Annotated in this window: 23 protein-coding genes; 12 read left to right on the top strand and 11 right to left on the bottom strand. The window is 68.2% G+C overall.

Translation table 11 applies throughout. The features are described from left to right. Positions 1-31: 31 nt before the first annotated feature. The gene (locus OG406_RS04820; protein ID WP_164369077.1) at positions 32-646 is read left to right on the top strand and encodes a redoxin domain-containing protein; all 615 of its coding nucleotides are present in this window, start codon (positions 32-34) and stop codon (positions 644-646) included. Beyond that, on the top strand, positions 643-1,602 hold the full coding sequence (locus OG406_RS04815; RefSeq protein WP_266618292.1) for an NAD(P)H-dependent flavin oxidoreductase: 960 nt from the start codon (positions 643-645) through the stop codon (positions 1,600-1,602). Before OG406_RS04820 ends, OG406_RS04815 begins: the two co-directional genes overlap by 4 nt. A 146-nt stretch (positions 1,603-1,748) precedes the next feature. Here OG406_RS04815 and OG406_RS04810 read toward each other — a convergent pair whose 3' ends face one another. After that, the gene (locus OG406_RS04810) at positions 1,749-2,372 is read right to left on the bottom strand and encodes an NADPH-dependent F420 reductase (protein WP_329184212.1); all 624 of its coding nucleotides are present in this window, start codon (positions 2,370-2,372) and stop codon (positions 1,749-1,751) included. Positions 2,373-2,406: 34 nt separating this feature from the next. Then, positions 2,407-3,141, bottom strand: coding sequence for an SDR family NAD(P)-dependent oxidoreductase (locus OG406_RS04805; protein WP_164369074.1), 735 nt, complete (start codon positions 3,139-3,141; stop codon positions 2,407-2,409). 161 nt (positions 3,142-3,302) lie between these two features. On the opposite strand from OG406_RS04805, the gene OG406_RS04800 reads away from it, so the two are divergent. Together OG406_RS04800 and OG406_RS04795 are read left to right on the top strand one after the other, a co-directional pair. Next, positions 3,303-3,923 carry a TetR/AcrR family transcriptional regulator gene (locus OG406_RS04800; RefSeq protein ID WP_164369073.1) on the top strand — a complete coding sequence of 207 codons (621 nt, stop codon included), beginning with the start codon at positions 3,303-3,305 and terminating at the stop codon, positions 3,921-3,923. 400 nt (positions 3,924-4,323) lie between these two features. Beyond that, a complete protein-coding gene (locus OG406_RS04795; protein WP_329184209.1) occupies positions 4,324-5,178 on the top strand; it encodes an ANTAR domain-containing protein in 855 nt (284 codons plus the stop codon). 487 nt (positions 5,179-5,665) lie between these two features. Here OG406_RS04795 and OG406_RS04790 read toward each other — a convergent pair whose 3' ends face one another. Continuing rightward, entirely contained in the window at positions 5,666-5,935 is a 270-nt protein-coding gene (locus OG406_RS04790) for a GlsB/YeaQ/YmgE family stress response membrane protein (RefSeq protein WP_081222282.1), read from the bottom strand. A gap of 170 nt (positions 5,936-6,105) precedes the next feature. Beyond that, a complete protein-coding gene (locus OG406_RS04785) occupies positions 6,106-7,053 on the bottom strand; it encodes an alpha/beta fold hydrolase (RefSeq protein ID WP_329184206.1) in 948 nt (315 codons plus the stop codon). Positions 7,054-7,299: 246 nt separating this feature from the next. Here OG406_RS04785 and OG406_RS04780 point away from each other — a divergent pair, with 246 nt between their 5' ends. Then, complete coding sequence (locus tag OG406_RS04780; protein WP_329184205.1) at positions 7,300-7,683, top strand: hypothetical protein; 384 nt, start codon at positions 7,300-7,302, stop codon at positions 7,681-7,683. 373 nt (positions 7,684-8,056) lie between these two features. Beyond that, entirely contained in the window at positions 8,057-8,578 is a 522-nt protein-coding gene (locus OG406_RS04775; protein WP_266850535.1) for a DUF6529 family protein, read from the top strand. A 31-nt stretch (positions 8,579-8,609) separates the two neighbouring features. On the opposite strand, the gene OG406_RS04770 is transcribed toward OG406_RS04775, so the two are convergent. Further along, on the bottom strand, positions 8,610-9,140 hold the full coding sequence (locus tag OG406_RS04770) for a COG4315 family predicted lipoprotein (RefSeq protein WP_329184204.1): 531 nt from the start codon (positions 9,138-9,140) through the stop codon (positions 8,610-8,612). A 523-nt stretch (positions 9,141-9,663) separates the two neighbouring features. Here OG406_RS04770 and OG406_RS04765 point away from each other — a divergent pair. Next, positions 9,664-10,080 (top strand): hypothetical protein, encoded by a 417-nt coding sequence (locus tag OG406_RS04765; RefSeq protein WP_326841648.1) that lies wholly within the window; start codon positions 9,664-9,666, stop codon positions 10,078-10,080. 1,527 nt (positions 10,081-11,607) lie between these two features. Here the strand turns inward: OG406_RS04765 and OG406_RS04760 are convergent. The 5 genes from OG406_RS04760 to OG406_RS04740 all read right to left on the bottom strand — a co-directional run bounded on the left by OG406_RS04760 (position 11,608) and on the right by OG406_RS04740 (position 17,224). Beyond that, positions 11,608-12,990 carry an outer membrane protein assembly factor BamB family protein gene (locus OG406_RS04760; RefSeq protein ID WP_329184202.1) on the bottom strand — a complete coding sequence of 461 codons (1,383 nt, stop codon included), beginning with the start codon at positions 12,988-12,990 and terminating at the stop codon, positions 11,608-11,610. Next, positions 12,987-13,535: a SigE family RNA polymerase sigma factor gene (locus tag OG406_RS04755; protein WP_266618306.1), complete on the bottom strand. Its 549-nt coding sequence runs from the start codon at positions 13,533-13,535 to the stop codon at positions 12,987-12,989. Before OG406_RS04755 ends, OG406_RS04760 begins: the two co-directional genes overlap by 4 nt. Positions 13,536-14,246: 711 nt before the next feature. Further along, the gene (locus OG406_RS04750; RefSeq protein WP_326841645.1) at positions 14,247-15,593 is read right to left on the bottom strand and encodes a hypothetical protein; all 1,347 of its coding nucleotides are present in this window, start codon (positions 15,591-15,593) and stop codon (positions 14,247-14,249) included. Between the two features lie 548 nt (positions 15,594-16,141). Then, complete coding sequence (locus OG406_RS04745; protein WP_329184199.1) at positions 16,142-16,525, bottom strand: DUF6188 family protein; 384 nt, start codon at positions 16,523-16,525, stop codon at positions 16,142-16,144. A gap of 258 nt (positions 16,526-16,783) precedes the next feature. Next, the gene (locus OG406_RS04740; protein WP_326841643.1) at positions 16,784-17,224 is read right to left on the bottom strand and encodes a hypothetical protein; all 441 of its coding nucleotides are present in this window, start codon (positions 17,222-17,224) and stop codon (positions 16,784-16,786) included. A 415-nt stretch (positions 17,225-17,639) separates the two neighbouring features. On the opposite strand from OG406_RS04740, the gene OG406_RS04735 reads away from it, so the two are divergent. From OG406_RS04735 to OG406_RS04725, 3 genes are all read left to right on the top strand, one after another. Further along, complete coding sequence (locus tag OG406_RS04735) at positions 17,640-17,924, top strand: hypothetical protein (RefSeq protein ID WP_326841642.1); 285 nt, start codon at positions 17,640-17,642, stop codon at positions 17,922-17,924. 421 nt (positions 17,925-18,345) lie between these two features. After that, positions 18,346-19,146 (top strand): DUF4253 domain-containing protein, encoded by an 801-nt coding sequence (locus tag OG406_RS04730; protein WP_329184195.1) that lies wholly within the window; start codon positions 18,346-18,348, stop codon positions 19,144-19,146. Between the two features lie 93 nt (positions 19,147-19,239). After that, on the top strand, positions 19,240-19,776 hold the full coding sequence (locus OG406_RS04725) for an SMI1/KNR4 family protein (protein ID WP_329184193.1): 537 nt from the start codon (positions 19,240-19,242) through the stop codon (positions 19,774-19,776). Positions 19,777-19,792: 16 nt separating this feature from the next. On the opposite strand, the gene OG406_RS04720 is transcribed toward OG406_RS04725, so the two are convergent. Beyond that, positions 19,793-20,601, bottom strand: a protein-coding gene (locus OG406_RS04720; RefSeq protein WP_329184191.1) for an IS5 family transposase whose coding sequence is annotated in 2 segments (ribosomal slippage) — positions 19,793-20,254 and positions 20,257-20,601 — 807 coding nt in all. Because the reading frame shifts where the segments join, the coding sequence is not laid out codon by codon here. A gap of 463 nt (positions 20,602-21,064) precedes the next feature. Between OG406_RS04720 and OG406_RS04715 the strand changes: the two genes are divergently transcribed. Then, on the top strand, positions 21,065-22,435 hold the full coding sequence (locus tag OG406_RS04715) for an FG-GAP and VCBS repeat-containing protein (protein WP_329184189.1): 1,371 nt from the start codon (positions 21,065-21,067) through the stop codon (positions 22,433-22,435). Positions 22,436-23,064: 629 nt separating this feature from the next. Next, on the top strand, positions 23,065-23,388 hold the full coding sequence (locus tag OG406_RS04710; RefSeq protein ID WP_266850527.1) for a hypothetical protein: 324 nt from the start codon (positions 23,065-23,067) through the stop codon (positions 23,386-23,388). Positions 23,389-23,441 lie beyond the last annotated feature (53 nt).

Below are 23,441 nucleotides of genomic sequence, written 5' to 3'. Positions count from 1 at the left end.
CCCGCGGCATCGCAGGAGAGGCGGTCATCCCGTGCGTTCCGACATCGTCCCGGGTGGGACCTTCCCCGATTTCGCGCTGCCCGACCACACCGGCACCGTGCGCACGCTGAGCGAGATCCAGGGCGGGGACCCGTTGATCCTGACGCTCGCGCGGGGCCACTACTGTCCGAAGGAGAACTGGCAGCACCGCGAACTCGCCGAGAACTACCCGAAGATCGCGGTGGGCTATACGCAGGTGGCCACGATCGCCACCGACGACCATCACACGCTGCAGGAGTTCCGTGCCTCCGTCGGCGCCCAGTGGCCGTTCCTGTCCGACCCCGAGCGGACCGTCCAGCAGGCTCTGGACATCCAGGAGTACACCGACCCCGAGCACAACCCGATGATCCCGCACACGCTCGTGCTCAAGCCGGGGCTGGTGGTCCACAGCGTCTACAACGGCTACTGGTTCTGGGGGCGCCCGTCCTTCGTCGACCTGTGGCACGACCTGCGGACGGCCACCCGCGAGATGCGCCCGGACTGGGATCTGAGCACCCCGGGACTGCGCGAAGCCTGGGACGCCGGCGACTTCTCGAAGTTCCACGGGTGGGACCGCCGTTCCCCCGAGTCGATGCCCAACTCCTATGTCCCGGAGGGTGAGGGATGAGCACGCTGCCCACGCCGGTGTGCGCCCTGCTCGGGATCGAGCAGCCGATCGTCCTGGCGCCCATGGTCGCGGTCCCCGCGCTGGCCGCGGCGGTGTCGAACGCCGGCGCGCTCGGCATGCTGACGCTGACGTGGTCGGACGATGTCGCGGCTGTGGTCCGTGAGACCGCGGCGCTGACCGAGCGGCCGTTCTGCGGCAACCTCGTGCTGACCGAGGATCGGCACCGCCGCCTCGACCAGGCGCTCGACGCCGGCCTGCGGATCGTGTCGTTCTTCATGGGCGACCCCAGCGGCTACACCGAGCAGGTCCACGACGCCGGAGGGATCGTCCTGCACACGGTCGGCACCGCCGAGGAGGCGCGACGGGCGGTCGACTCCGGCGTTGACGTGGTCGTGGCGCAGGGCTGGGAGTCCGGCGGGCACGTGTGGGGCACCGTCGCGACGCTGCCTCTGGTGCCGGCCGTGGTGGACGCGGTGGCGCCGGTACCGGTGATCGCGGCCGGCGGCATCGGCGACGCGCGGGGCGTCGCGGCGGTGCTGGCGCTGGGTGCGCAGGCCGCGTGGCTGGGCACGCGGTTCCTGCTGGCCGAGGAGATGCCCATCCACGACGACTACCGGCGCCGCCTGATCGCCGCGGCGGAGACCGACCCGCAGCGGTACGCCGACCTGTACTCGGTCGGATGGCCCGACTCTCCCCACCGCGCGCTGCGCAACTCGACCGCCGACGCGTGGCAGGCCGCGGGCCGCCCTCCGCTCGCGCAGCGGCCAGGCGCCGGCGATGTCATCGCGCACTTCACCTCCGGCGAGCCCATCGTCCGCTACGAGCCGGCGCCGCCCATGGCCGGGACCACGGGTGACATCGAGGCGCTCTCGATGTGGGCAGGGCAGAGCGTCGCCCTCGCGAGGAGGTCGCAGCCGGCGGCGGACATCGTCGCGGAGCTCACCTCTCGGATCTGAGCCCGCAGGTCTCGGAGGGTGGACGTGCTGCACGGCGTCATCGGCGTGGCCGCGCTCGCGGATTTCCTCGAACAGCCGGCGGGCGACGGTTCACCCCTCGGCCCGACGCTGGTGCGCGTAAGGCTGGTGATCCGTCGACTGCTTGCTCAGACGGAGAGCTCGCTGACGCCGAGGGAGAAGTCAAGGTTCCCCACCCCGTGGTTGGCGAGGCCCACCGTGAGCACGCCCGCGCCCTCCAGCCAGTGCGCCATGTTCAGGCCGCCGACGTCCAGCGGGCGCAGCCCGAGGCTCTCGACGAACGCCCCCACCTGTGCCTTGGCCGGCGCATCGTCCCCGGCGATGAAGACATCGGGCCTGCCCTTCTCCAGGACCTGACGGAAGACGGTGTTGAACGCCTTCACCACGTCGGCGCCGGCCGGGGCGGCCTTGGCGACTTCCTGCGCGATCGAGGTCTCCTCGCGGTGGGCCAGCCCGTCGAACGTGGAGTTGAAGGGATTGCTGATGTCGACGATGACCTTGCCCGCGAGTGCGTCGCCGTACTGGACGATGGCCGGCACGACACCGTCGTACAACAGGGCCACGATGACGATGTCCCCGGCCGGAGCGGTGCCCCATTCTCCCGTCGTGGTGTCGCCGCCGAGCGTTTTGGCCAGGTCAGTGGCCTTGGACTGATCGCGGCCCATGACCTCGACGGTGTTGCCGCCCGCTATCGCCCGCGCGCCGATGGTGCGGGCCATGTTTCCGGTGCCGATGACGCTGATGCTGCTCATGAGATGTCCTGCCCTGGTTGGTGTGGTGTCGGGTTCAGATGGCGGTGGTGCCGCCGTCGGCGACGAGTTCCATGCCGTTGACGTAGCTGGAGTCGTCGGAGGCGAGGAAGAGCGCGGCGCTGGCGATCTCGTCGGGGCTGCCCATCCGGCCGCGGGGGATGAGGGACTCGAACTGGCGCTTGGTGGCCTCGTCGAAGAGTTCCGCCTGCTTGGCGGTGGCGACCTGGCCGGGAGTCAGGACGTTGACGCGGATGCGGCGGTCCTTGAGCTCGTTGAGCCAGACGCGGGCCCAGGCCTGCTGGACGGCCTTGCTGCCGGCGTAGACGCTCCAGCCGGGGAAGGCGCCGAGGGAGGCGTTGGAGCCGGTCATGAGGATGGAGCCGCCGTCGTTGAAGAGCGGGAGGGCCTTCTGGACGGTGAACAGGGTGCCGCGGGCGTTGAGTCCGAACCAGGTGTCGAACTGAGCCTCGGTGATCTCGCCGAGCGGAGCGGGCTCGCCGCCGCCGGCACTGGCCCACAGCACGTCGAGGCTGCCCTTCTCCCGCTTGACGGTGTCGTACAGGCGGTCCAGGTCGTCCAGGTCGGCGGCGTCACCCTGGACACCGGTGACGTTGCGGCCAATCTGCCGCACGGCCTCGTCCAGGGCGTCCTGGCGGCGGCCGGTGATGAAGACGTGCGCTCCCTCGTCGACGAACAGCTTCGCCCCGGCCAGTGCCATGCCGGTGGTGCCGCCGGTGATGACCGCAACCTTGCCGTCGAGCTTTCCCATGGTCGCTCCCTTGAGTAGGTGGTGCCGTTGACCAGGTGGTGCCGTGCGCACCTGGGGCGACGGGATTAAGTACACCGTCCTGTGTGGTTACCGTACGGGGCTATTGGTCACGGGGCAAACTATGTACACCGCTCGTTACCCGCCTGCGGTAGGGTGGGGCCATGACGGAGTTGGAGAAGGGCCCCACGGGCCGCCGCCGCGGCAGGGGCGCTCGCGAGCGCATCCTCGGCGCGTCCCAGCAGCTGTTCCGCGAGCAGGGCATCAACCGCACCGGCATGGACCAGCTGTGCGCCGCGGCCGAGGTGTCCAAGCGCACGGCCTACCAGCACTTCGGTGGCAAGGACGAACTCGTCGCCGAGTACCTGCGCCGGTTCGACCCCTCCGTTCTGTCCGGCGTGTTCGACCGCACCGACCTCACGCCCCGCGAACGGCTCCTCGCCGCCTTCGACGTTGCCCCCACCACGCCTCTGTGCCCCTACATCGCCACCGCCGTAGAGCTCCACGACCCTGAGCACCCCGCGTCCCAGTACGCGCGGGAGTACAAGATGGCCGTCGCCGTGCGGCTCGCCGACACCGCCCGCGAAGCCGGCGCCGCCGACCCCGAACAGCTCGGCGAGCAGCTCGCGCTGCTCATCGACGGCGCCGCGGCTCGCACCCGGGTCCTCAACGCCGACGCCTTCCCCACGGCCGCCGCCATCGCCGCCGTCCTCATCGACAACGCCGTCTCCGTCATCCCCGACACGGTCGGCGATGACCGGCGACGGGAGGAAGTGCCAAGCTGACGTGGCACGTTGCGGCCAGGCCCCACGCGCAAGGTGGCGGCAGGGGAAGCCGACGAGCCGACGGTCGCCCCGGGGGAGCTGCCGACGCGGCCGGCCTGGCAGGTGCTGGGCCACACACGCTGCAAGGCTGCTGAACAGCCTCAACGCAACGCCGGACAGCTCAACGGCGGGATGGGGCTGGGCCGGCTGCCCTGCTCCCGCACCTGGACACGCCACCCCCTGTCCCCAGCCCCGCGGCGCGAGCGGTTGCCCGCGCGGGCGGACGGATCTGGATGCCCCGTATCGGCTCCCTCGATGCTGTGTTTAGGCTGGCGGGGGTGCTTAGGACTCAGGCACGCCGTAGGACGCTTGGTGAACGCTTCTGCGGCCCGTGTCTTTGAGCTGCCAGAAAGTACCCGTCATGAGCGATGAAAACCCCAGGACCGCCGGCTCGGCCTCCGGTCGGGCGCAGGTGCATCTCGGAGCTGCTCTCGCTGGTCAGGTGGAGTCCCTTGAGCTGCGTAACCGGAAGCTGGGCCGGGCGGGCGTCGAGGCTGCGCAGCAGGTACTCGTCGACCGCTACAGGCTGGCCACCCCTGCCGACGGGTTCGACCTGCTGCGCGGTGCCTCGCAGCGCTTCAACATCAAACTGCACACGCTCGCCGACCTTGTGGTGCGTATCGCGGGCCCGGATGCGGGCGCGGTGCAGTGGTTTCCGCGCCGCCCACGCGTTGCGGCCCCCGCCCTGCCGGGTCTGGGGGTACCGGCGGAGGAGCGCAGCAGTCATGGGGCGGTCCTGCAGGCCGCGTTGCGCCGTGTCCTGCACATCACCGAGACAGGCATGGGCAACGTGCAGCTCGCTGAGCACCGCATGCTGCGTCTGGAGAAACACACAGGGCTCAACCGGCAGTTCACCGACTTCTTCGCCTTCGTGCAGGATTCGACCACTGCCTGCGCCCAGGCTGCCCGGCAGCGCCAGCAGGTCACCGTGAAGGACGTGGAGTCGGCCGACCTCTTCGACGAGGACTCGCGGCAGGCGATCCTGCAGGCCGGAAGCCGCGCTGCGCACAGCCTTCCGCTGATCAGCCGTGCCGGCCAGGTCGTCGGCCTGATCTCCTCCCATCACGAGCGCCCCCTGTCAGGGTTCAGCCGGCCGCAGCTCACAGCCCTGGCGTCCACGGGCGCCGCGGTGGGTCGCTGGCTGCACTGGCACCGCCAGACCGCGGTGCTGGACGCTCTGGAACACCTCCACGCCACTGCTGGCACGGCGCGCTGAGCACCGAAGCCGGCAGCCGTCGTCCCGGCTCACCGTTCGGAAGGCGACGACGCGTGCCCTCCCCGTGGCCCGCTGTATGAGAGTGTTGGCCGGGCGGGTGCAGGCTCTGGTCGATGCAGAGACAGCGTTTCGCGAACGGGGCTCGCTTGGACAGTCAGGCGGGAGCCGCCACCCTTGCGGGGCGGCTGTGCGTCGGCTCGACTGTGCTCAATGCCCGGACCCGCATATGCATCCCCACCCAACTACCGCTTCGGCACTGCCCTTCTGCGGCGCGGGCTGCGTACGTCCCTGCTCCCTCCCGCCTCTGGCAGAAAGCCGTGGGTTCTTTACCGGATCTCGGTCGTCGTCCGGTCGGTCCGTGGACGGCCACTGTCACGTCCCTCGGAGGGGACGCACACCGAGGCGTGCTCCAGGCCGAAACGCGGCGGCTCCGTCCTCCCCTGATAGGGAGGGCGGAGCCGATTCGAACGAAGGTGCCGGGGTGGGGTCAGGCGTGGCGGCGGTTGCCGGTGAAGACCCGGTACAGGGCCAGGAGGATGAGCGAGCCGATGATCGCGGCGATCCAGGTGGAGAGGTCGAAGAAGCCGTCGATGGAGTCGACGCCGAAGATGACCTTGCCGAGCCAGCCGCCGAGGAGACCGCCCGCGATACCGATGAGCATCGTGATGATGATGCCGCCCGGGTCCTTGCCGGGCATGAGCGCCTTGGCGATGATGCCGGCGAGCAGACCGATGAGTATCCAGGCGATGATGCCCATGATGTGTGTCTCCTACCTGGTCGTATAAAGGCTGTGTCAGGACTCCGTGTGTTCCGTGTCGGCGATCTCAAACCTCACGGACGGCTACGCGGGCGCATTCGGACGGCGTTGGCCGTCCGCAAGCCGTCTGCGAGCACCAGGAGTTGGCGACCGACGTGAGGAGAAGCGTGTCAGTGGTGTGCGGCGAAAGCGTCTTCGATCACCTTGAGTACGAGGTCGGGACGTTCCGTCGGCACTTCGTGGGAGGTGCCCTTGGCGGTGACCAGCGTTCGGTTGGGCGCGTCCTTGACGAACGTCGCGGCGGCGTCGCGCCAGCGCTGCGCGTCTTCGGGGGAGCCGGCGAACGGGGTCTTATCCGACACCAGGACCGTTGCCGGGACCGAGTCCGGCCACGCAACCTTGTGGAATGCCTGGTGCGCTGCGGCGAAGCCCTCCGCGGTAGAGATGAGCTGGCGGTTCGCCGGCTTCTCGGGATCCTTCTTCGCGGCGTCGACGTCCGGCTGGGACGCGGCTACGAGACGGGGGATCTCCTCGTCCGTGAAGAACTGAGGAAGGTTGGCGTCGATCAGGACCGCACCGGAGAGCAGCTTCGGATCGTCCTTGGTCAGGTAGCCGGCGATCTCGCCTGCCTGGGAGTGGGCCACCAACGTCACGTCATGGGTGACGCCCAGCTGTTGGAGCCCTGCCTTGAGGTCGCTGACGGCGCTCTCGACCTTCCACGGGCCGGGCACCACGTCGCTCTTGCCGAGACCTGCCCGGTCGTAGGTGATGACGGTGGCGCCGGTTGCCGCGTGAAGCTTGGGGGCGATGTCCTTCCACTGCGAGGAGTACTCGCCACCGCCTGAGTCCAGGACGATGGTCGAACCGTTGCCCCGCGCGACGTAGAAGGCCACCCGGTGACCGCCGTTGTCGACCATACGCAGCTTCGCTTCGGCCGCCGTGCTGCCTGCCTCGGCCCCTCCTGGCGAGGCAGACGAGACGGCGGACGACGAAGCCGACCGGTTGGAGGAGGAATCGCTGCCGCTGCATGCCGTGACGGCACCGGCGGACATGGTCAGCAAGGCGAGAGACGACAGCACGCGGTACGCCGACCGGTGCTTGCGGGGGGTGCGGGACATGCGTGATCCTTCGGTGGCTGAGGCGCTGTGGTGCCCGTCCCATCATTCGGAGCCCTGGCTGCTCACACGATCCGGCTGGCAGGTCTCTTGGTGATGAGGCTGGGGCCAGTGAGCAGGGTGGGGTTACCCCCTCCTGGCCCCTCGTGCCCGCCCCCGATGCTGACGGGTGTGACGGAGCGGCCCGGGCATCCCGCGCTGGCTCCGGGGTTCTCGGAGCGTCCGTCGGCCGGAGGGCAGACTGGGTGCATGCAGCTCCCCGCACAAGCCGTCGCAGCCACCGCCTTGATCGAAGTCGTCAGGATCTCCGCCCTCCCGAACAAGCAAGGCGCCCCGTTCCCTGGCGAGGTGGTCACCCACTGGGCCGGGAGCGAGGCCACCGACGCCTTGACCTTGATCGAGACCCTGCCCGGCAGCGAACAGTACCGCTGCGGCTTCTCGCCCGGCTGGAGCATCCGCGCCTACGAGGACACCCTCGACCTGGCGTTGTTCGAGGCGGCATTCTGCTTCAGCTGCCATGAGGTCCGGATCCAGGGAACGGCCGTTCCACCCACGCTGGCCACGCAGTTCTTCGATGCGGCCGCCCCGTCGGCCCAGACCCTCCTGGCCCTCTTCCGCGCGACGGCCCGGTAGGGGGGCAGGACCCCGGATGCTGACTACAGCAGGTCGGCATGTGCCTTCATGTCCTGCACAGGGACGCCGGGGGCAGACTGCGAGGCCGTCCAACGGGTGAAACCTCGCGGCTTACGGGGAGGCGACGAAGCCGTGGAGCGCATCCGGCGCCATCGTGAGGGCTCCAGCCACCGCACTTCCACGGAGCTCTCTTGAAGCGGCAGTCTCTACGGCAGTCACTCGGATTGTTGTTCCCCGAGCTGGAGTCGGCGTGCCCAGCAGGAGACGCCGCGTGACGGGGGATCGGCGAGGGGAACAGCGCCAAGACCCTCGGGATTCAGCGGGAGTTGGTGCTCCTGGACCGCGAGGTCACCAGCGCCCGAGCGTCGGTGTGATGGCGCTGCTTCTGATCCCCGTCGCGGTAGGCCTCGGGGTCTACTTCGTGGGCCGCGGCCTGACGCCGGATCCGAACAGCAGCCTGTTCGGGGCCCGCTATGACGACGCGATGACGCTCAAGGCCCGCCTCGGCAGCGCGCTTTTGGGACTCGCACTGATCCAGCTCCTGCTCGCGGCCCGCATGTACGGTCGGCTGCCCGGGTCGAAGCCTTCTTCACGCGTCGTGTCCATGACGCACCGATTCACCGGGCTGGCGGCCTTCCTGCTCTCCGTGCCCATCGCCTACCACTGCCTCGTGGCTTACGGCATTGAGCTGACGACATCGCGCGTTGCGATCCACTCGATCACCGGCTGCGTCCTGTACGGCGCGTTCGCCGCCAAGGTGGTCGTGGTCCGCAGCCGCAGACTCCCCGGGTGGATGTTGCCCGCCGTCGGCGGCCTCCTCTTCTGCTCGATCGCCCTGCTGTGGTACACCGCCGCACTGTGGCAACTCAACGGGTTCCACACGCCGGGATTCTGAACATGTCGAAGAGCCGCGTTGCACGTGCCGGTCAGTAGCCGCCGCTCTGCGATGACGCCTGCTTGGTGATCTGCTTGCCATCGGTGCCCAGCACGTACCACTTGGCGCCGAAGGCATCGATCCCTTGCCCGTTGGTCTGGCCGGCCTTGGTGTCGTCGGCGAACGTATAGAGCGGGTGCCCCTTGTACGCCACTTGCTTGGAGCCGTCGCTGCGCGTGATGGTCGACAGCAGTTTGCTGTTGACGCCGCCCTTGGCGATCGTCTTTCCGTTCGCCTTCAGCGGCGGCCACGCCTTGGCGCAGTCCCCGTTGCACGTGGACTTGTCCTTCTTGTCGGACTGGAACAGGTAGAGGGTGTGCCCCTTGCTGTTCACCAGGATCTTTCCCAGCGGCGTGGACTTGGTGGACACCGTCACGGAAGATGAATCGCTCGCCGATGATGACGCGGCGTTTGCAACACTCGCCGGACTGTGACTGCCGCCGGCGGCGTACGCGACGGTGGATGCGGACAACAGAAGCGCCGATCCAATGGCAGCGATAGATGCTCTGGCGTGGTTGTTCACGAGAATCGCCTCGGGGGATGTTGCGGCCTCCGCTCTCTGTGGGCGCGCGCCGCGTACCTTCCAGTACACACCGATGCCGACAACCTGGCCACAGCTGTCGGGTGAGGGTTGAAATCGGCCTACGCGGTCGAAGGGGTTGTGCACCTAGTTCGATCACCCGAGGTACGACGAGATCCCGAGCAGCGGAACGATCCACAGGCTCGCCTTGGTGTACTGCCGCAGCCGGAAGCGAAAGGGCCACGTGATCATCAGGACCCCATCAGGACCGCTGTGTCACCGGGACGGGGCGCGATGTGCTGCTTTCCGGTCAACGGGGCCGGCCGGCCGTCAGCCGCAGCCTGTCCGTGGGCCGGACGAAAGGAGGAACGACGAAGCGCTGCCCCCGGCATGCAGACTGCTCACAGCGTTGGGCGTCTGCGTCAGCCGCTACTTCGTAGGGGGCACGTCGTGAGGTCCCTCATGGCGTCGCTAGTCTGGCCCCCGTCGCCCCCGGGATGGGGTCAGGCCCGCAAGGAAAGCCATTGTGAATCTGCACATTCGAACCATCCGCACCATCGGTGCTGCGGCGACACTGTGGTTCGTGGGGGCATGTGGGTTCCCTCCGCCGCCTCATGTGACCGAGAAAGACTTGACCGGTCGGTGGTCGAGTAGCACCTGTCACACGGTCTTGACGGTGGACGTCGACCACACATTCAGCGTCAAGAACTTCCCTACCGAGTATTCCGCCCAGTCCGATGCCGTCACCGGGAAGCTATCCGGGCAGGGCAGGTGGTATCTCTTCAACGACACCAAGGACGTCTACTCGCACACTCTCGATCTCAAGCATGACCAGATGATCTACTCGTTGGACTTCGCTCAGCAGCAGAACCGGCTGGTCCTCGAGTGGACTGTCGGTGATCCGGACGACGGCTTCACCTGCAGATTCTCGCAAACTGCTTGAGCCAACCCGCTGTGAGAACGTCGCATGGCTCCCCGCCTTCAGCGAAGTGGTGACTCGCTGCAACTCCTCAAGCTGCCTCCCACCCGCTTGGCCGGCTCCGCCGGACAGCCGCTCATCCGGTGAGGTGGCCTGCTGCCGGGTCTCATGCATCCATGCCACCGCTTGTACGTACCCTGCGCTTGATGCGACCTCGAAGAGCCCGCACCAGCCGGCGCGAACGGCGACCGCGGGCGCGAGTGATGAGGCTGCCCGGGACGGCCATGCGTGCCAACAGCATCTGAGTCGACGCCACGACCTGCGAAAGCACGCTCCCGGGGCGACCATGGCCGGTGCTTGGGAACGCTGGCGATACACAGACACGGCAGCTTTCGGCATCAGTCTCTTCCGGGATCTGGCAATGCCTGGGAAACGACACGTGTGTGAGGCTCCGGGTTGGGCCACACGAAGCACCTTCGGACTGCAGGGGTCGTTCCCCGCGAGCGCTCGGACGTGCCCGCGGAGCGGCTGAATTCCAGTAGGCGGTGTTCGTGGTCGTCGACGTGACACAGGTGAGTGGGGAAATGTCTGGTCCGAGACTGCGGGCCCCCAAGCATCGGTGGCATGCGTTCTTCGCATCAGTCTGCCTCGGCATCACCTGCCTCACGGTAGGAATGTTGGTGCATGACTGGCGGCAGGCGGAGCTCCTCGACAGAACAGGAGTACGGGTCACGGGCGTTGTGGCCCGCATCGTGCCTCACGCCGGCAGAGGTGGTGGGAACGACCGCGGTGAGATCGTGTACACCGTGGCGGGCCACCGGCACACCGTCCTGAAGGAACTCGGCGGCAAGCACTACGTCTCGCAGAAGGCCAGACGGTGTGCCTGGAGGCATCAGGCGAGCGGCCCCTGCTGACCCGGCTGTGCGGTGACCGGTACCCGGACGGAGACGACGGCTTCCCCGGCGGTGTGCTGACCGCGGTGGCAGCCACGATCGGATTCTTCTTCGTCATTGGTCGCTGGGTCATCAAGCGCCGTGAAGCCCTGGCTGCGTCACCCCCTCATCCACAAGCTCGACGAGTGGGCATCAAGCACTGACGGCGGTCAATCCGAGCGTTCTCCGGCGATCGAGCGCCTCATCCTGAAGCGCTGCCTCCGCCGTGCGGGCGGGTGCCCAGCAACTGTCCTGTAGGGGGGACGCCATACCCCGTACCGGCACAGCATGCGCAACCGCTATCACGCACCACCTCGTGAGCCGGTGTTCCTGGCCGCGACCGTACCGAGGGCGAAATGGACGGTGCCGAGTTGCCCGGTTGCGGTTGCCGAGGCCGATCGCACGGAGCCGGGCTGCACCGGGGAAGGAGCGGGACGCTCAGGCCCCCGGCCCCCGGCCCCCGGCCCCCGGCCCCCGGCCCCCGGCCCCCGGCCCCCGGCCCCCGGCCCCCGGCCCCCGGCCCCCGGCCCCCGGCCCCCGGCCCCCGGCCCCCGGCCCCCGGCCCCGCGGGCTCCAGGTTCGCCTGACGAGTCCGCGGAGCTTCGCTGGTTCGGGCCCGTCAACTCGCGTGCGGCAGTTGGGGCGCGATCCTGAAGAGTTCTCCGCCAACTTGGCCGATGAGGCTGTGGCCGTAATTCATGAGCTCGGGAGCGATCCCAGCCTCGATCGGGCTCTTCGGCAGTGGTACCTGGCCGCGCCAGCGCACCGCACCACTGTCCAGATCGAGGCCCACCAGGTGCCCGGACGGATCGAGGTAGTACGCCACCCGGCTGGTGAGGTCCACCGCGGCGGCGGAGGGCAGTTCGCGCATCATGGGGTCGTTCGCCTTGCGCAGCGTCAGCCCGAGGCTGCGCGACCACTGCGGCTTGCCGCTGTCGGCGGAGTACGCGACGGCGTTGCCTCTTCTGTCGGTGCCCAGGATGAGGCCGTCGGCGACCACGCCCGTCGGCAGGCCGTCGAGGTGATGCGTCGTCACCGAGTTGGAACGGGTGTCTACGCGGGTCAGCGTGGCGGGACCGGGATCGCTGACGAACTTCTGCGCGCCAGTCATCCCACCCAGCAGCACGGTGTCGCCGTCCGTACCGATGTATACGGTCGGGCCGTTGACGGTCGCGACCGTTCGCGGCGTGCCTGTCGCCGGGTCGAGGCGGACGACGGTGCTCTGTTGTGGCTCTTTCTCGCTGTCCGGCGAACACGTGAGGTAAGGGACACCGCCGATCACGGCCCGGTCGCAGTCGGCCTTCTTCCATGTGTACGTCCACAGCGTCCGGCCCGTCGTGCCGTCCAGAGCGACCACACTTTTGAAGGTCGGGGCGTTGGCGAGGATCCCGCCGTCGAACGGCACGGCCGAGGTCCGGCCTCGGCTGTCGTCGGCCAGCTCGTGCTTCCACAGCACCTGCCGGCTGTGGACGTCGAGGGCGACCAGGTCGGTGCCGGCACGGGGCGCCCCCGGGGCGTGATCGGCGTAGGTGTACAACACCCCGTCACGGACTCCGGGCATCGATCCTGAGGGGGTGCTGCCGCCGTGGGAGTCCTTGGACTTCCGCTGCCATTCGACCTTTCCCGAACGGGCGTCCACGCCGATGTTGTCGTACGCCACGCCCCGGCAGTACACGTCACCTGTTTCGGCGCCGAGAGTGCAGGCGTCCCAGGACTTGGCGGGCAACGCGGTCTGCCAGAGGAGTTTGCTCCGCTTGCTCACCTGCGCGGCCGGCGGCTGCGCACCGTTGTCGGCGCCCGCACCGGTGGCGATCACAGCGCCCAGGGTGATGCCGGCCAGCCCGAGGGCGGCGCCGGTGACGCGCATGAGGTTCCGTCGCCGTCGGCGGCGGACGATGCGTTCGGCGATGTCCGCGGGAGCGCCCGGGCCCAACGGGGTCCAGGCGTGCAGGACATCGCGGAGCGCGCTGTCCAGCAGGTCGGTGTTCTGGTCGGCGTTCATGTGCGGGCTCCCTTCAGGGACATGCTGTTCGGGGTGGTTGTGGTCTGCTCGGTGGCCCCGAGCTCCGGGGCGAGTCTGCGCAGCCGGGCCAGCGACCGGTGGGTGGTGCTGCGTACGGTGCCCACCGAGCAGCCCAGCGCGGCGGCGACCTCTGTCTCGGACAGGTCCTCGAAGTAGCGCAGCACCAGGACGGTGCGCTGTCGCGACGTCAGTCGGGTCAGCGCCTGGCCCACGGTGATCCGCAGGTCAGCAGCGGATGTGCCGTCGGCGACACCAAAACTCTCGGGCGGTGCGGCGAACGTCGCTTCGCGGTGCGGTCGGCGTAGCCGCCAACGGCTGATCTGGTGCCGGTACATCACCTTGCGCACGTAGCCTTCCGGGTCCTCGATGTGCCGCCAGCGGCCCAGCGCCTTCATCAGAGCGGTCTGTACGAGGTCTTCGGCCTCGTGGCGGTCACCGCCGGTGAGCAGGTTCGCCAGGCGCAGCAAGGCGCTCCATCGGGCATCGACGAAGTCCCGGAATCTCTCGTGGTCCTGCGGGTCCATGGGGCCCTCCCGTTTCTCAACGCCCTCAAGGACGCGCGAACCGTCGGCAATCTATGTCTGCCGTTACGAACTTCTCGCGCGCGGTCGGTGAACTCGGAGAGCATCCGGTCGGCGGTGCGGTCCTGCGGGGCTGCGGTGTCGTCGCCCGTACGGCTTTCCGGGCCAGGGCGGCTGCGGGCTTCCGGGCAAGGTCCCCCCGAGGCCGACGCTGTCATCTCTCTTCTCTGCCCCGCTGTGGTCCCTTCCGGCAGCCCGTCCCGACGTCCAGCGTCACATCCGATCACGACGGGGGCAGTCCAGGTCAGGTGGCGGATTGTCGTGCACAGTCGACCCTCCGGGGCGAAGCCCCGTAGCCGGACGTGCACGACTTCGTCTGTTGCGGATTCGGGGCTCCGCACTCGCAGAGGGAAGTGAAGGACACGAGCGCTCGTTCGGTGAAGGAGTGCCCGCGGACAAGGCGGGTCGACCGCCAGGTGGGGGTGGACGGAGCGTCTGCAGACACGCTCGCACGCCTGAGAGTGCTGACCGCGCTCTGAACAAGGTTTCCCGGCCTGGGCATGGGCAGCGTGCTGAAGTGACTGCTGTCGATTGGTATAGAGGCGGATCCGAAGGATGGGTGCCCTGGCTAGCGGCTCCGGTGGTAAGCGATCAACCTGGACAACCTGAAACCGCCGGGGTCTTCACCCGAAGGCGCATCGAGCTGGGCAGGTTTCAGAACGGGGGATCTTCGTGCCAGGGTCCGTTCACCGGCGCAGCCGCCTGGGGGATGGGTGGTCGGAGGATGGCCAGGGCGTCCTGGACGCGGCCGAGGTCGATGAGGTAGCCGGCAAGGTCATGGCTGTTCTGGGAGGCGTGCTGTTCGAGAACGGCGACAGCCTCCTCGATGCGCCCGGTACCTGCGAGGAGCTCGGCTATGTGCGATTCCGCGTACCAGGTGGTTCCTTCGGGATGGGAGCGGGCCTGTGCGATCGCGTCGTCGACTCCGTGGTGGGCGGCGATCAGAGGCAGCCGTATCCAGTACAGATCCCAGTTCTCTTCGCCCGCGCGCGTGGTGGCGAGGGCATCAAGGTAGGCGAGGCCGTCCTCGGCGCGGCCTTGGTCGAGAAAGAGTTCGGACAGGGTGTGGAGGATCCAGTCGTCTCCGGGGCGGGCGTCGGCGAGGGCGCATATGACATCGATTGCCTCGTTCTCTCGGCCGTGCCGGGCCAGGAGCAGCGCGAGCTGGACAGCCGAGTTGGGGTCGTGGGCTATGGGCCGGTCGGCCTGCCGGCATGCCGCGATCGCCCCCTCGATATCGCCGCGTTCCTCCAGCAGTTCCACGAGACGCCACGCGGCATCGTTCTTGGCTGCCGCGTAGGCGCGCAGCTCTCCGATCCGGTCATGTCGGGCCAGCAGATCTGCCAGCTGGTCCCGGCCGTTGAACGAGGTGATGTTCCGGGTGCGGAGCAGGGCGATGGCCTCGTCGATGCGGCCCTGGCGTTCGCGGATCGTGGCGAGCAGGCCGACCACCGTGTCGGGATCGAGCCCTCGGCAGCACCATGGAGAGTCGCAGCGGTGCTCGTCCGGGATCCGGGCGGCCAGGAGTGCTGCCGTCTCTTCATCCTGGCCAGCTTCTTCCGCGACGTCGACCAGTGCCGTAGCGAGGGAGGGCTCGTCGATCTGCGGTCGCAGGAGACGGAACGCCTCCTCGGCTCGGCCATGCCGGGCGAGCAGGCGCGTATAGGACTCCAGCGCCATCAGATGTCCGGCCTTCATGCGGATCCGAGTGATCTCGATCGCCTCGTCGACGCGGTCCCAGCCCTCCAGCAGTTCAGCTGCGGCTTCGACGGCTGTCCACCAGCCGGTTGCCAGATACGGGGCCAGGATCTCCAACGCGTCGGCCTGGCGGCCTTGTTCACCGAGCAACCGGGCCCACGCCAGCGCGCAAAACCACTCGCCGCGACCGGCCTCCAGTTCCACGACATGGGCATAGCCGCGTTCGAGCAGCCGCGAGACCAGGTCAGGTGGGATGCAGCCGGACCGTGTCCGGGCGCGGTAGTCAAGATCGGAAGCGTCCACGGCCACGCACCCTAACCCTCGCCCCTGACGCCGCCTGCCACTTCGGCTAGGGCACAGGCGGAGTGAGACTCCAGGCCAGGCTGCTACCGCATGGCGCACATGCCCGCGACCGTCCCGCATGCACGGGACGACTCCCTCTCGAGGAGGCCGATGCCGCGCACGGTGGGACCCCCGAGGGCCCAAGCCGTAAGTCAGGCGCCTCGGGGGACCACCACCGCAGGCGCGGGGACCGCCAGGTGACTCGCTTCTCGGCGCCCTTCGACTTGGTGCCGGTGTTCCTGGCTGTGCGGCACTGCTCGACGTTTACGCTGTGGGCTCGGGCGAGTCCGACGAGCCCGTCTGCCCACCCTTGGCTGATGGCGCGATGTTTCCGCAGCATCCGGTCATTGATGCTATGCCTATACAGGTCGGCGCTGACCATAGCGCGGATGTTCGGTCTGCAGGCCGAAGGTCCAATCGGTGCCTGTCACACATTCAATGCGTCGCCGCCAGGCGCGGCTTGGGCGAGCGAACCACAGGTCAGGCCGGTAGCGACGTCCAGTCGCCGATCAGCGTTCCCACCCCTCCTCACCGCCTGGACCGACCATGAGGGGCGCGACACCGTGTCCGACCAGACGCCAGGACTCGAACTGAGTATCCGGACCGATCCAGAGTCCTGCGCCACTCTGAAAGTCGATGACCAACGCACCCTGGTCACGCACGTCGACCGCGGCGACCGACTGTCCATAGAGCGTGAGAACAGGTGCAAGCCTGAGGCCTGTGCCGGGGTCCAGTTCGTGCCATTCGCCAGAGGCGTCCTGGAGCAGGAACGGCATCTCCACTACCAACTCGGCGTCCAGCCGGTACCCCTCGTCTGGGTCCAGGGCGCAGAAGTTCAGCCGCACCTGCTGATCAAATGATGTGCGCTCTACCCGAGAGCCGATCAAGGCCACTGGAACCCTCACTCTGTCTCCCCGCATTCCGCAGCAAGCCGACAACCTGACGGTCAGAGTAGGGCCACCGATCAGCAGGTGCCCGTCCGCTCTCGTGCCGGCACGGATAGGAAACCGCAGGGGAATCAAGGACATTGACGGCGCACGCGGATCTTGTGCCAAAGCAGGTCTCCACAGGTCACGCCCGCGTTCGCCCAGGCTCTCTCCGAAAGCGAGGCTCCTTGGCGGCCAGCGTCAGTGGCCGGTCGGCGCAGGCCACTAGGAGCGGCGGAGGACGGGATTGATCTCTGACAGGCTCTCGTGCAGCCGACGGGCCCCCAGGACAACACGATCGTCGGTGTCGCTGGACAGCTCCTCGCAGAGCCGTAGCGCCTCGTCAAGGTCACTCGAGAGGATGCTGAAGACGTAGACGATCGCGGCGTGGATGTAATCGGCGTGGTTGTCGTTGGCGACTGCCAGTGCGGACGCGACGATCGTCAGTCCGACCCTGTCCTTTCGGCGAAGCAAGCCCTCCGTGGTCTGCCGGGTGACAAAGGTGTCACCCGGATCGAGGACGAGCCTCAGCAGTGGTTCTTCGGCTTCCGGCATCTCGGCGAACCCTGCCAAGCTGTGACCTGCATCCGCCCGGTCACGCCAGTCATCGCTTCGGCCGAGTTCGCCAAGCGTCACGACGACTGCACGCCGCAGGTCACCGTCCACGGATTCGCCCGCCCCTTTTCACGATTCCGGTCAAAGTAGCATCGAGGCGCCCGACTGCGTGATCGCCAGGACAAGTCCCGCGACCCGACGAGCGTCAGCTGATGGGACGAGGGCGGGCCGCATCGCTGGAACGACTAGTGATGCGCGCTGTACGGCAGCTCGGTAACCGCCTGTGTCCGATAGCGCCCTTCTCGGGCCTCGAAATGGTCGGAATGACTGTCGCTGACGGTCCCGCTATTGCTGTGGATCAGAAGACCTCTAACACCCACAACTGGCTGTGAGGACGTAAGTCGTGCTGTCCAAGTGGCCTGACCGCGCATCTGACCAAGCGTCGCGCCAGTCGGCAGCAGTCAGGGTGGTCCCGGATCGAACTCCTAAATCTGTCGTCCACGCCGGCGGATGAGATCATCCGAGGATGGCAGACGCACAACTCCCCCCAGGCTGGACCCTTCAGCGAATCCGCGACGTTTCCGGAGACCGGGAAGCTGTCGCGCTGGATCCAAACCGGGCAGTGCAGTGGGTGGCTGGCGCGGGAGCCCCGGAGCGACTGCATCCAGAGCTTGTCCTGGGGTTCCACAGCCTGTGCCTCGTGAAGCCTGTTGAGCACGACGATTGGTACATGGGCAGCCTCTATGACGACGGCAGCATCGACTGTTGGACGGCCTACGACGATCTTTACGAGGCCCTGCGTGGTCTGTAGCGGCATGCGGGCCGAGTATCGGCGTCATGACTCATGACGGGCTGGGCCAGCCCCGTACGGAATTCGTCGAGATCTGTCAGTTCGCCTGAGTCGATGCTTGATCGCGGAGGGCAATCATGTAGTGGCCGTCATCGACGTTGGCCACGGGGCACGTCGGCAAAGCCATCCGTCGAGTGTGCCTCCCTCCTCGCAGGTCGGGCGCGCACGGCAATAGTGCTCGAGCTTGTAGCACCGTTACAGGGATTGAGCCGCGGCACCCGTACGGCGACGGTCTTGTTCGGCCTACGGGAGTGTCGATGCTCCGCGGCATAGTGCCGCGCATGCTGGAACTTGGCAGCAGCCCAACAGAAGGGCTTCGGCGGCGAGTAGTCGAAGGCCGCGAGGCGAGGGCGTTGTCACAGGGGCCCCCTACGCTCCGCGTATGACGTTCTCCCTTCCCGACGGGCTGCCCGCGGGGCGGTGCGTACCCCCGAATTCTCCGGTCATGTGGCGCTCGGACGGGCCTCCTCACGATCCGCTGGAGGCGCGGGCGCGCGCCCAGCTGCGGCAGGGCGAGACCGGTCTGTTACCGGTCCTCTGCTATCCGGACGACGACCAGCCCGAGCTTTCGGCTGTTGCCGCGGTAGCCGCCGTGGACCTGGAGGCCGAGTTGGAAGCCAGCTGGCACGCAGACCGGAAGCGGCGACGCGGCTGGAAGGAGAACCCGCCCCTGCCGGTGCAGCTTCCGGACGACCTAGAGCCGTTCGTCGAAGAGTGGGAGGACGATCCGGGCCCACCTTTCGACCACTGGCCGGGGCTCGCGGCGGGCACGTTCCTCGGCTCGGGAACCGACCCGGAGGAGGCCGCGCGAACAGCCCTCGCCCACCTCGTCGACGAACGCCCGTATACGCCTGCGGGGGCAAGCCTCGCACTCGTCGCCGCAGAGCGGAGCGCCGACATCCCCGCTCTGCTCGGCTGGACGAGAGGTGCCTCCCTTCCGTTCCTGTGTGCCCTGTTGCGCAGTTGGGAGGACCGCTTCGGGGCGCGGGTCATCGCCGCGATCGGAGCGACGCTCTACGTCTCCGTCGCTTGCCCGCCTCGGAACCAAGAGCAAGCCGACCACATTGCCCTCGAACACCTTCTGACTACGGCCGACAACATCGTCGACGACCCGCCGACACCGTTCCCGGACTACGCGGCGTCCCTCATAGACGCGCCCCTGTGGTGCTTCTGGTGGGACTAAGAAGTCATCTCATTTGGCCCAGTTAGGGTGTCATCCGGGTTCGACTCACACGGCATCGCTGTAAGTCGACCCGTGAAGGGACGGAGCAGGGACATGATTGACAGTGATGGCCTCGCTGGCCTGATCCGCTTGGTGCCGCCCCCGGCCAGAGCAGGGGCAATGGTGCACTGGGAGGCTGTGCAAACGGCCTGGAGACTCGTGTTCCCGCCAGACTTCAAGGCGTTCCTCGCGCAATACGGGGATGGCCTGTCGGATCTGGATCTCAGTGTGTTGGTTCCTTCGACCGTCACTCCGGACACCTGTGACGAACCGGGAGCCCCGAAAGGCGGCATGGGGTTCATCACCGCAGACGCTCGAGCTACGTGGATGGACACCAAACCCAACGTCATCGATGCAGCAGTCGGGGACCTGGTGGCCTGGGGAGCGGATGGTAGTGGTGACCTGTACTGCTGGCTTACCCAAGGCGCACCGGAGGACTGGCCAGTGGTCTTCTTCAGCCACGGCGACGACACCTGGACGCGCTTCGACTGTGGCATGACGCAGTTCCTTTTCAGGATGTTGAGCGCAGGTGGCGGGGCCAAGGCCATGCAAGACTCTGCTCTGTGGGGCGCGGGCTTGCACAGGCGCTGAAGTTGCCTGGGCTGGCTCATCTGGTGAGTCGGCGATAGCAGATGAGGGTGCAGGCGATGCTGGTGAAAGCGAGGAAGTGGTCGGCCTTGCGTTCGTAGCGTCGGTGGAGGCGGCGGCAGCCGGCGAGCCAGGACATGGTTCGTTCGACGGTCCAGCGGTGGCGGCCCAGCCTTTGGGAGGACTCGACTCCCTTGCGGGCGATGCGGTGGGTGATGCCGCGTGCGCGTAACCATCGCCGCAGGTGGGCGTAGTCGTAGCCCTTGTCGGCGTGGAGTTTGCCGGGCTTGCGCCGTACCCGGCCGCGGCGCGAGCGGATCGGCGGGATGCCCTCCACGAGCGGCATGAGGGCATGACTGTCGTGCAGGTTGGCCCCGGAAATGCCGACGGATATGGGCAGACCCGACCGTTCCGTGATCAGGTGGATCTTCGAGCCGTACTTGCCCCGGTCGACAGGATTCGGACCTGTCAGGTCACCCTTTTCAGGGCCCGCATGTTCACCGAGTCGATCGCGCACCGCGACCAGTCCAGCTCGCCGCGGGCACCGAGTTCGTCGAGGACCAGGCGGTGGAGTTTGGCCCATACCCTGGCCTTCGACCACTCCGAGAACCGCCGGTGGGCGGTCGCTCCCGACGGGCCGAACGACGCCGACGGCAGCTGCTGCCAGGTACAACCCGACGTGGCCACGAAGACGATCGCCGCCAGCACTTCCCGGTCACCGTGCCGACGCCGACCACCGCCCTGCGGCCGCGACGGCGCCTCCGGCACCACCCGCTGGAACAACTCCCACAACTCGTCCGGCACCAGCCGCTCAACGATCCCCGCCATGACTCACAGAATACCGAGCCGCCCAAATGAGATGGCTTCTAACTAGAGCACCCGTTGCGCCTGGGCTGTCCTGAGCCGATAGCGCCCGCCTCGCGGGGCGCCGCGGCGACGACAGGGCGACGGCCAAGGACCCGCGCGCTGCTGGCCAGGCCGGCCACCTGCTCGGCGGACGCCAAGCACGAGCCGAAGTCGCTGGATGACAGCCCGGGCGGCCGGGGGTTCTGGATCTCACTGCCGCCTGTGGAGCTACGTTGAGTCGCTGCAGCGGCGGCGAGCACTGGCCAGGGGACGGGCATGGCTCTTGAGATGGTTCACGCTCCGCTGCGTTCGGCTCCCGTCTGGCGTTCGTACAACCATCGGCGCCAGGAAGGGGTCTGTCGTGTCATGCGAAGACTCATCGTCGTCGGCGCCGCGCTGCCGGCCGCCCTCGCGGCTTCCGTCCTTCTGCCCCCGGCCGTCGCCCATGCCCGGATACCGATGCCCTCTGCCGACTTCAACGGCGACGGCTACGGCGACTCTCGCCGTCTCCGCGCCCGACGCGGCGATCGACGGGCACAACCTGGCCGGGGCGGTCGTCGTCGCCTACGGCTCGTCCGCCGGGATCAAGTCCTCGCGGACGGCGGTCGTCAGTCAGAACACGCCGCGTGTGCCGGGTGTCGCCGAGGCGTTCGACCGCTTCGGCGCGTCCACCGCGGCGGGGGACTTCAACAAGGACGGATACACCGACCTCGCGGTCGGCTCGCCCGGCGAGGACGTCCCGCGCGGTGACGACTGGGGCACGGTCACGGTGCTGTGGGGGAGCCCGAAGGGACTCGGTGCGGGCGGGGCGCTGAGCCAGCCGCTGGGCATCGAGCAGACCGGTTTCGGCACTGCGGTCACCGCCGGCGACTTCGACGGGGACGGCTATGCCGACATCGCGGCGAGCACGGGCAGCGGCACCCATCTGTGGCTCTACCTCAACCGGAGTACTGGCCAGTCCGGCGAAATGGGCTTTGCGCACGCCGACTTCGAGGCGTCGGCGATGCCCGCCACCGGCACCGGCATCACCGCGCTTGCCGCCGGGGACGTCGACGGCGACGGCAGGGACGACTTGGCCGCCGTGACCAACCCGCTCAGCGGCTCCGGTGGCGTCCTCTACCTCTCACCCGGGGTTCCGGCGAAGCGTCGCGCGGCGGGCGAGCTGCCACCGGCGCTCTCCCTTGCCATCGGCGACGTGGACGGCGATGGCCACGGCGACGTCGTGTCCGGGCAGCCCTACGGGAGCGAGGAGGTGCACGGCGCCCGGGACGGCGGCAGCGTGACCGTGCTGCAGGGCTCGGCGCAGGGTGTCGACGGCCGACGGGCGGTCGTGATCACGCAGAACACTGCCGGGGTGCCCGGGGTCGTCGAGGAGGGCGACCGCTTCGGCTGGTCCGTCGAGCTCGGCGACGTCAACCGGGACGGACGGGCCGACCTGGTCACCGGCGCCATCGACGAGGGTGTGGGCCTGACAGGTTTCACCGGCTCCGTCACCGTGCTCCCCGGCTCCGCGAAAGGCCTGACCGGCACCGGCTCGTACGCCTTCCACCAGGACACCCCGGGCGTGCCCGGCGTCGCGGAGTCCCGCGACTCCTTCGGCGAGGCCCTGGCGCTGGCCGACACCGACCGCGACGGTCGGCTCGACCTGGCCGTCGGCGCGCCCGGCGAGAACGGCTGGTACGGCGCGCTCACCTCGCTGCGCGGCGACGGCGTGCGGATCACCTTCACCCGCGGGGTCGGCTTCAGTGCGGAGACCATCGGGCTCGCCACCGGCGAGGACTGGTACCCCGAGTTCGGCGCGCCGATCAGCGGCTGAGCCGGGACGCTCGGGCAAGAGGGCGCGTTCTGGTGCGCACACCACCGGGGCGCACCCCGCTTGCCGTTCCATCGCCGGCCGACGCACGGCGGACCGCGCGGTGATCACCGTAGGGGCGATCTGCTGCGCCAGCACATCCGCGGCGCCAGGTGATCCGGCCGGCACGGCGGGAGATGGCCGCGACCGCAGGACCGCAGCGCACGGCGCGTGCCGCTGCCGGCTGCGCCATGGGCGGCGTTGCGGCGGTTCCGGCCGGTCGATTTTGCCCTTTGTGCTGGCGATAGAGGCATCTTCGTAGGCACCCGTGCGATCGGGCAGCCAGTGCATTCCGCCGCGCTGCCACGCGGGCGGTATCGACAGCGAGTTCGGCCTCCCGAGGCCGCCAATCCGCTCTGTGCAACGAGGTCACCGCTCGTGTCAGGTCAGGTGTGGTCGACGCTGACGGCGATCTCGTTGATGCTCATGGACAGATCGGCATGCACCGGGTTGTCGCCGGGGGCCCCGGCCTTGCGGGCGTGGGGCGTGCTCCACGAACTGATCGAGGTCCTCCAACGCAGGTATCTGTCAGCACCGGTGGGGCGCAGCGTGGCAGGTACGGGATCAGGACGACGGGATAAGGTCAGTTCACCATGACCGACTACGACATCTACAGCACCAACTCCCACACCGGGAGCGAATTGGTTCGGCTGGTTACCACCCACCTCGATGTGGTTTTTACCGAGCGAGAGAGCGACTACCGAGGCGCTTACCAACTCGCCCAGGGCGCCTACGGGCGCATCGAGATCCAGCCCAACGCCATCCCCGGCGACGGCGGTCAGGACGACCTCTACACCCCGGAACACCCCACGGTCCGCGTCCTCTTGCTCACAGAGACCTCAACACCCGAACCCACCTTGCACGCCCGCCTCAGCGCCATCGACGGACTCGAGCACCTGGGTCGCGAATCATTGTGAGCCATCACTGATCCACAAGTATCGACAGGTGATCGACGGGCTTCTGCACCGAG

The sequence above is a fragment of the Streptomyces sp. NBC_01428 genome (genome assembly GCF_036231965.1).
Classification (GTDB): Bacteria; Actinomycetota; Actinomycetes; order Streptomycetales; family Streptomycetaceae; genus Streptomyces.
Note: the sequence above shows the minus strand (reverse complement) of the source record. Positions and strands in the feature narration are given on the sequence as shown.

Coding starts and splice junctions, on each gene's coding strand:
- OG406_RS04815 (WP_266618292.1), top strand. CDS start 643: ATGAGCACGCTGCCCACGCCGGTGTGCGCCCTGCTCGGGATCGAGCAG.
- OG406_RS04810 (WP_329184212.1), bottom strand. CDS start 2,372: ATGAGCAGCATCAGCGTCATCGGCACCGGAAACATGGCCCGCACCATC.
- OG406_RS04805 (WP_164369074.1), bottom strand. CDS start 3,141: ATGGGAAAGCTCGACGGCAAGGTTGCGGTCATCACCGGCGGCACCACC.
- OG406_RS04800 (WP_164369073.1), top strand. CDS start 3,303: ATGACGGAGTTGGAGAAGGGCCCCACGGGCCGCCGCCGCGGCAGGGGC.
- OG406_RS04795 (WP_329184209.1), top strand. CDS start 4,324: ATGAGCGATGAAAACCCCAGGACCGCCGGCTCGGCCTCCGGTCGGGCG.
- OG406_RS04790 (WP_081222282.1), bottom strand. CDS start 5,935: ATGGGCATCATCGCCTGGATACTCATCGGTCTGCTCGCCGGCATCATC.
- OG406_RS04785 (WP_329184206.1), bottom strand. CDS start 7,053: ATGTCCCGCACCCCCCGCAAGCACCGGTCGGCGTACCGCGTGCTGTCG.
- OG406_RS04780 (WP_329184205.1), top strand. CDS start 7,300: ATGCAGCTCCCCGCACAAGCCGTCGCAGCCACCGCCTTGATCGAAGTC.
- OG406_RS04775 (WP_266850535.1), top strand. CDS start 8,057: ATGGCGCTGCTTCTGATCCCCGTCGCGGTAGGCCTCGGGGTCTACTTC.
- OG406_RS04760 (WP_329184202.1), bottom strand. CDS start 12,990: ATGAACGCCGACCAGAACACCGACCTGCTGGACAGCGCGCTCCGCGAT.
- OG406_RS04755 (WP_266618306.1), bottom strand. CDS start 13,535: ATGGACCCGCAGGACCACGAGAGATTCCGGGACTTCGTCGATGCCCGA.
- OG406_RS04735 (WP_326841642.1), top strand. CDS start 17,640: ATGGCAGACGCACAACTCCCCCCAGGCTGGACCCTTCAGCGAATCCGC.
- OG406_RS04730 (WP_329184195.1), top strand. CDS start 18,346: ATGACGTTCTCCCTTCCCGACGGGCTGCCCGCGGGGCGGTGCGTACCC.
- OG406_RS04725 (WP_329184193.1), top strand. CDS start 19,240: ATGATTGACAGTGATGGCCTCGCTGGCCTGATCCGCTTGGTGCCGCCC.
- OG406_RS04715 (WP_329184189.1), top strand. CDS start 21,065: ATGCCCGGATACCGATGCCCTCTGCCGACTTCAACGGCGACGGCTACG.
- OG406_RS04710 (WP_266850527.1), top strand. CDS start 23,065: ATGACCGACTACGACATCTACAGCACCAACTCCCACACCGGGAGCGAA.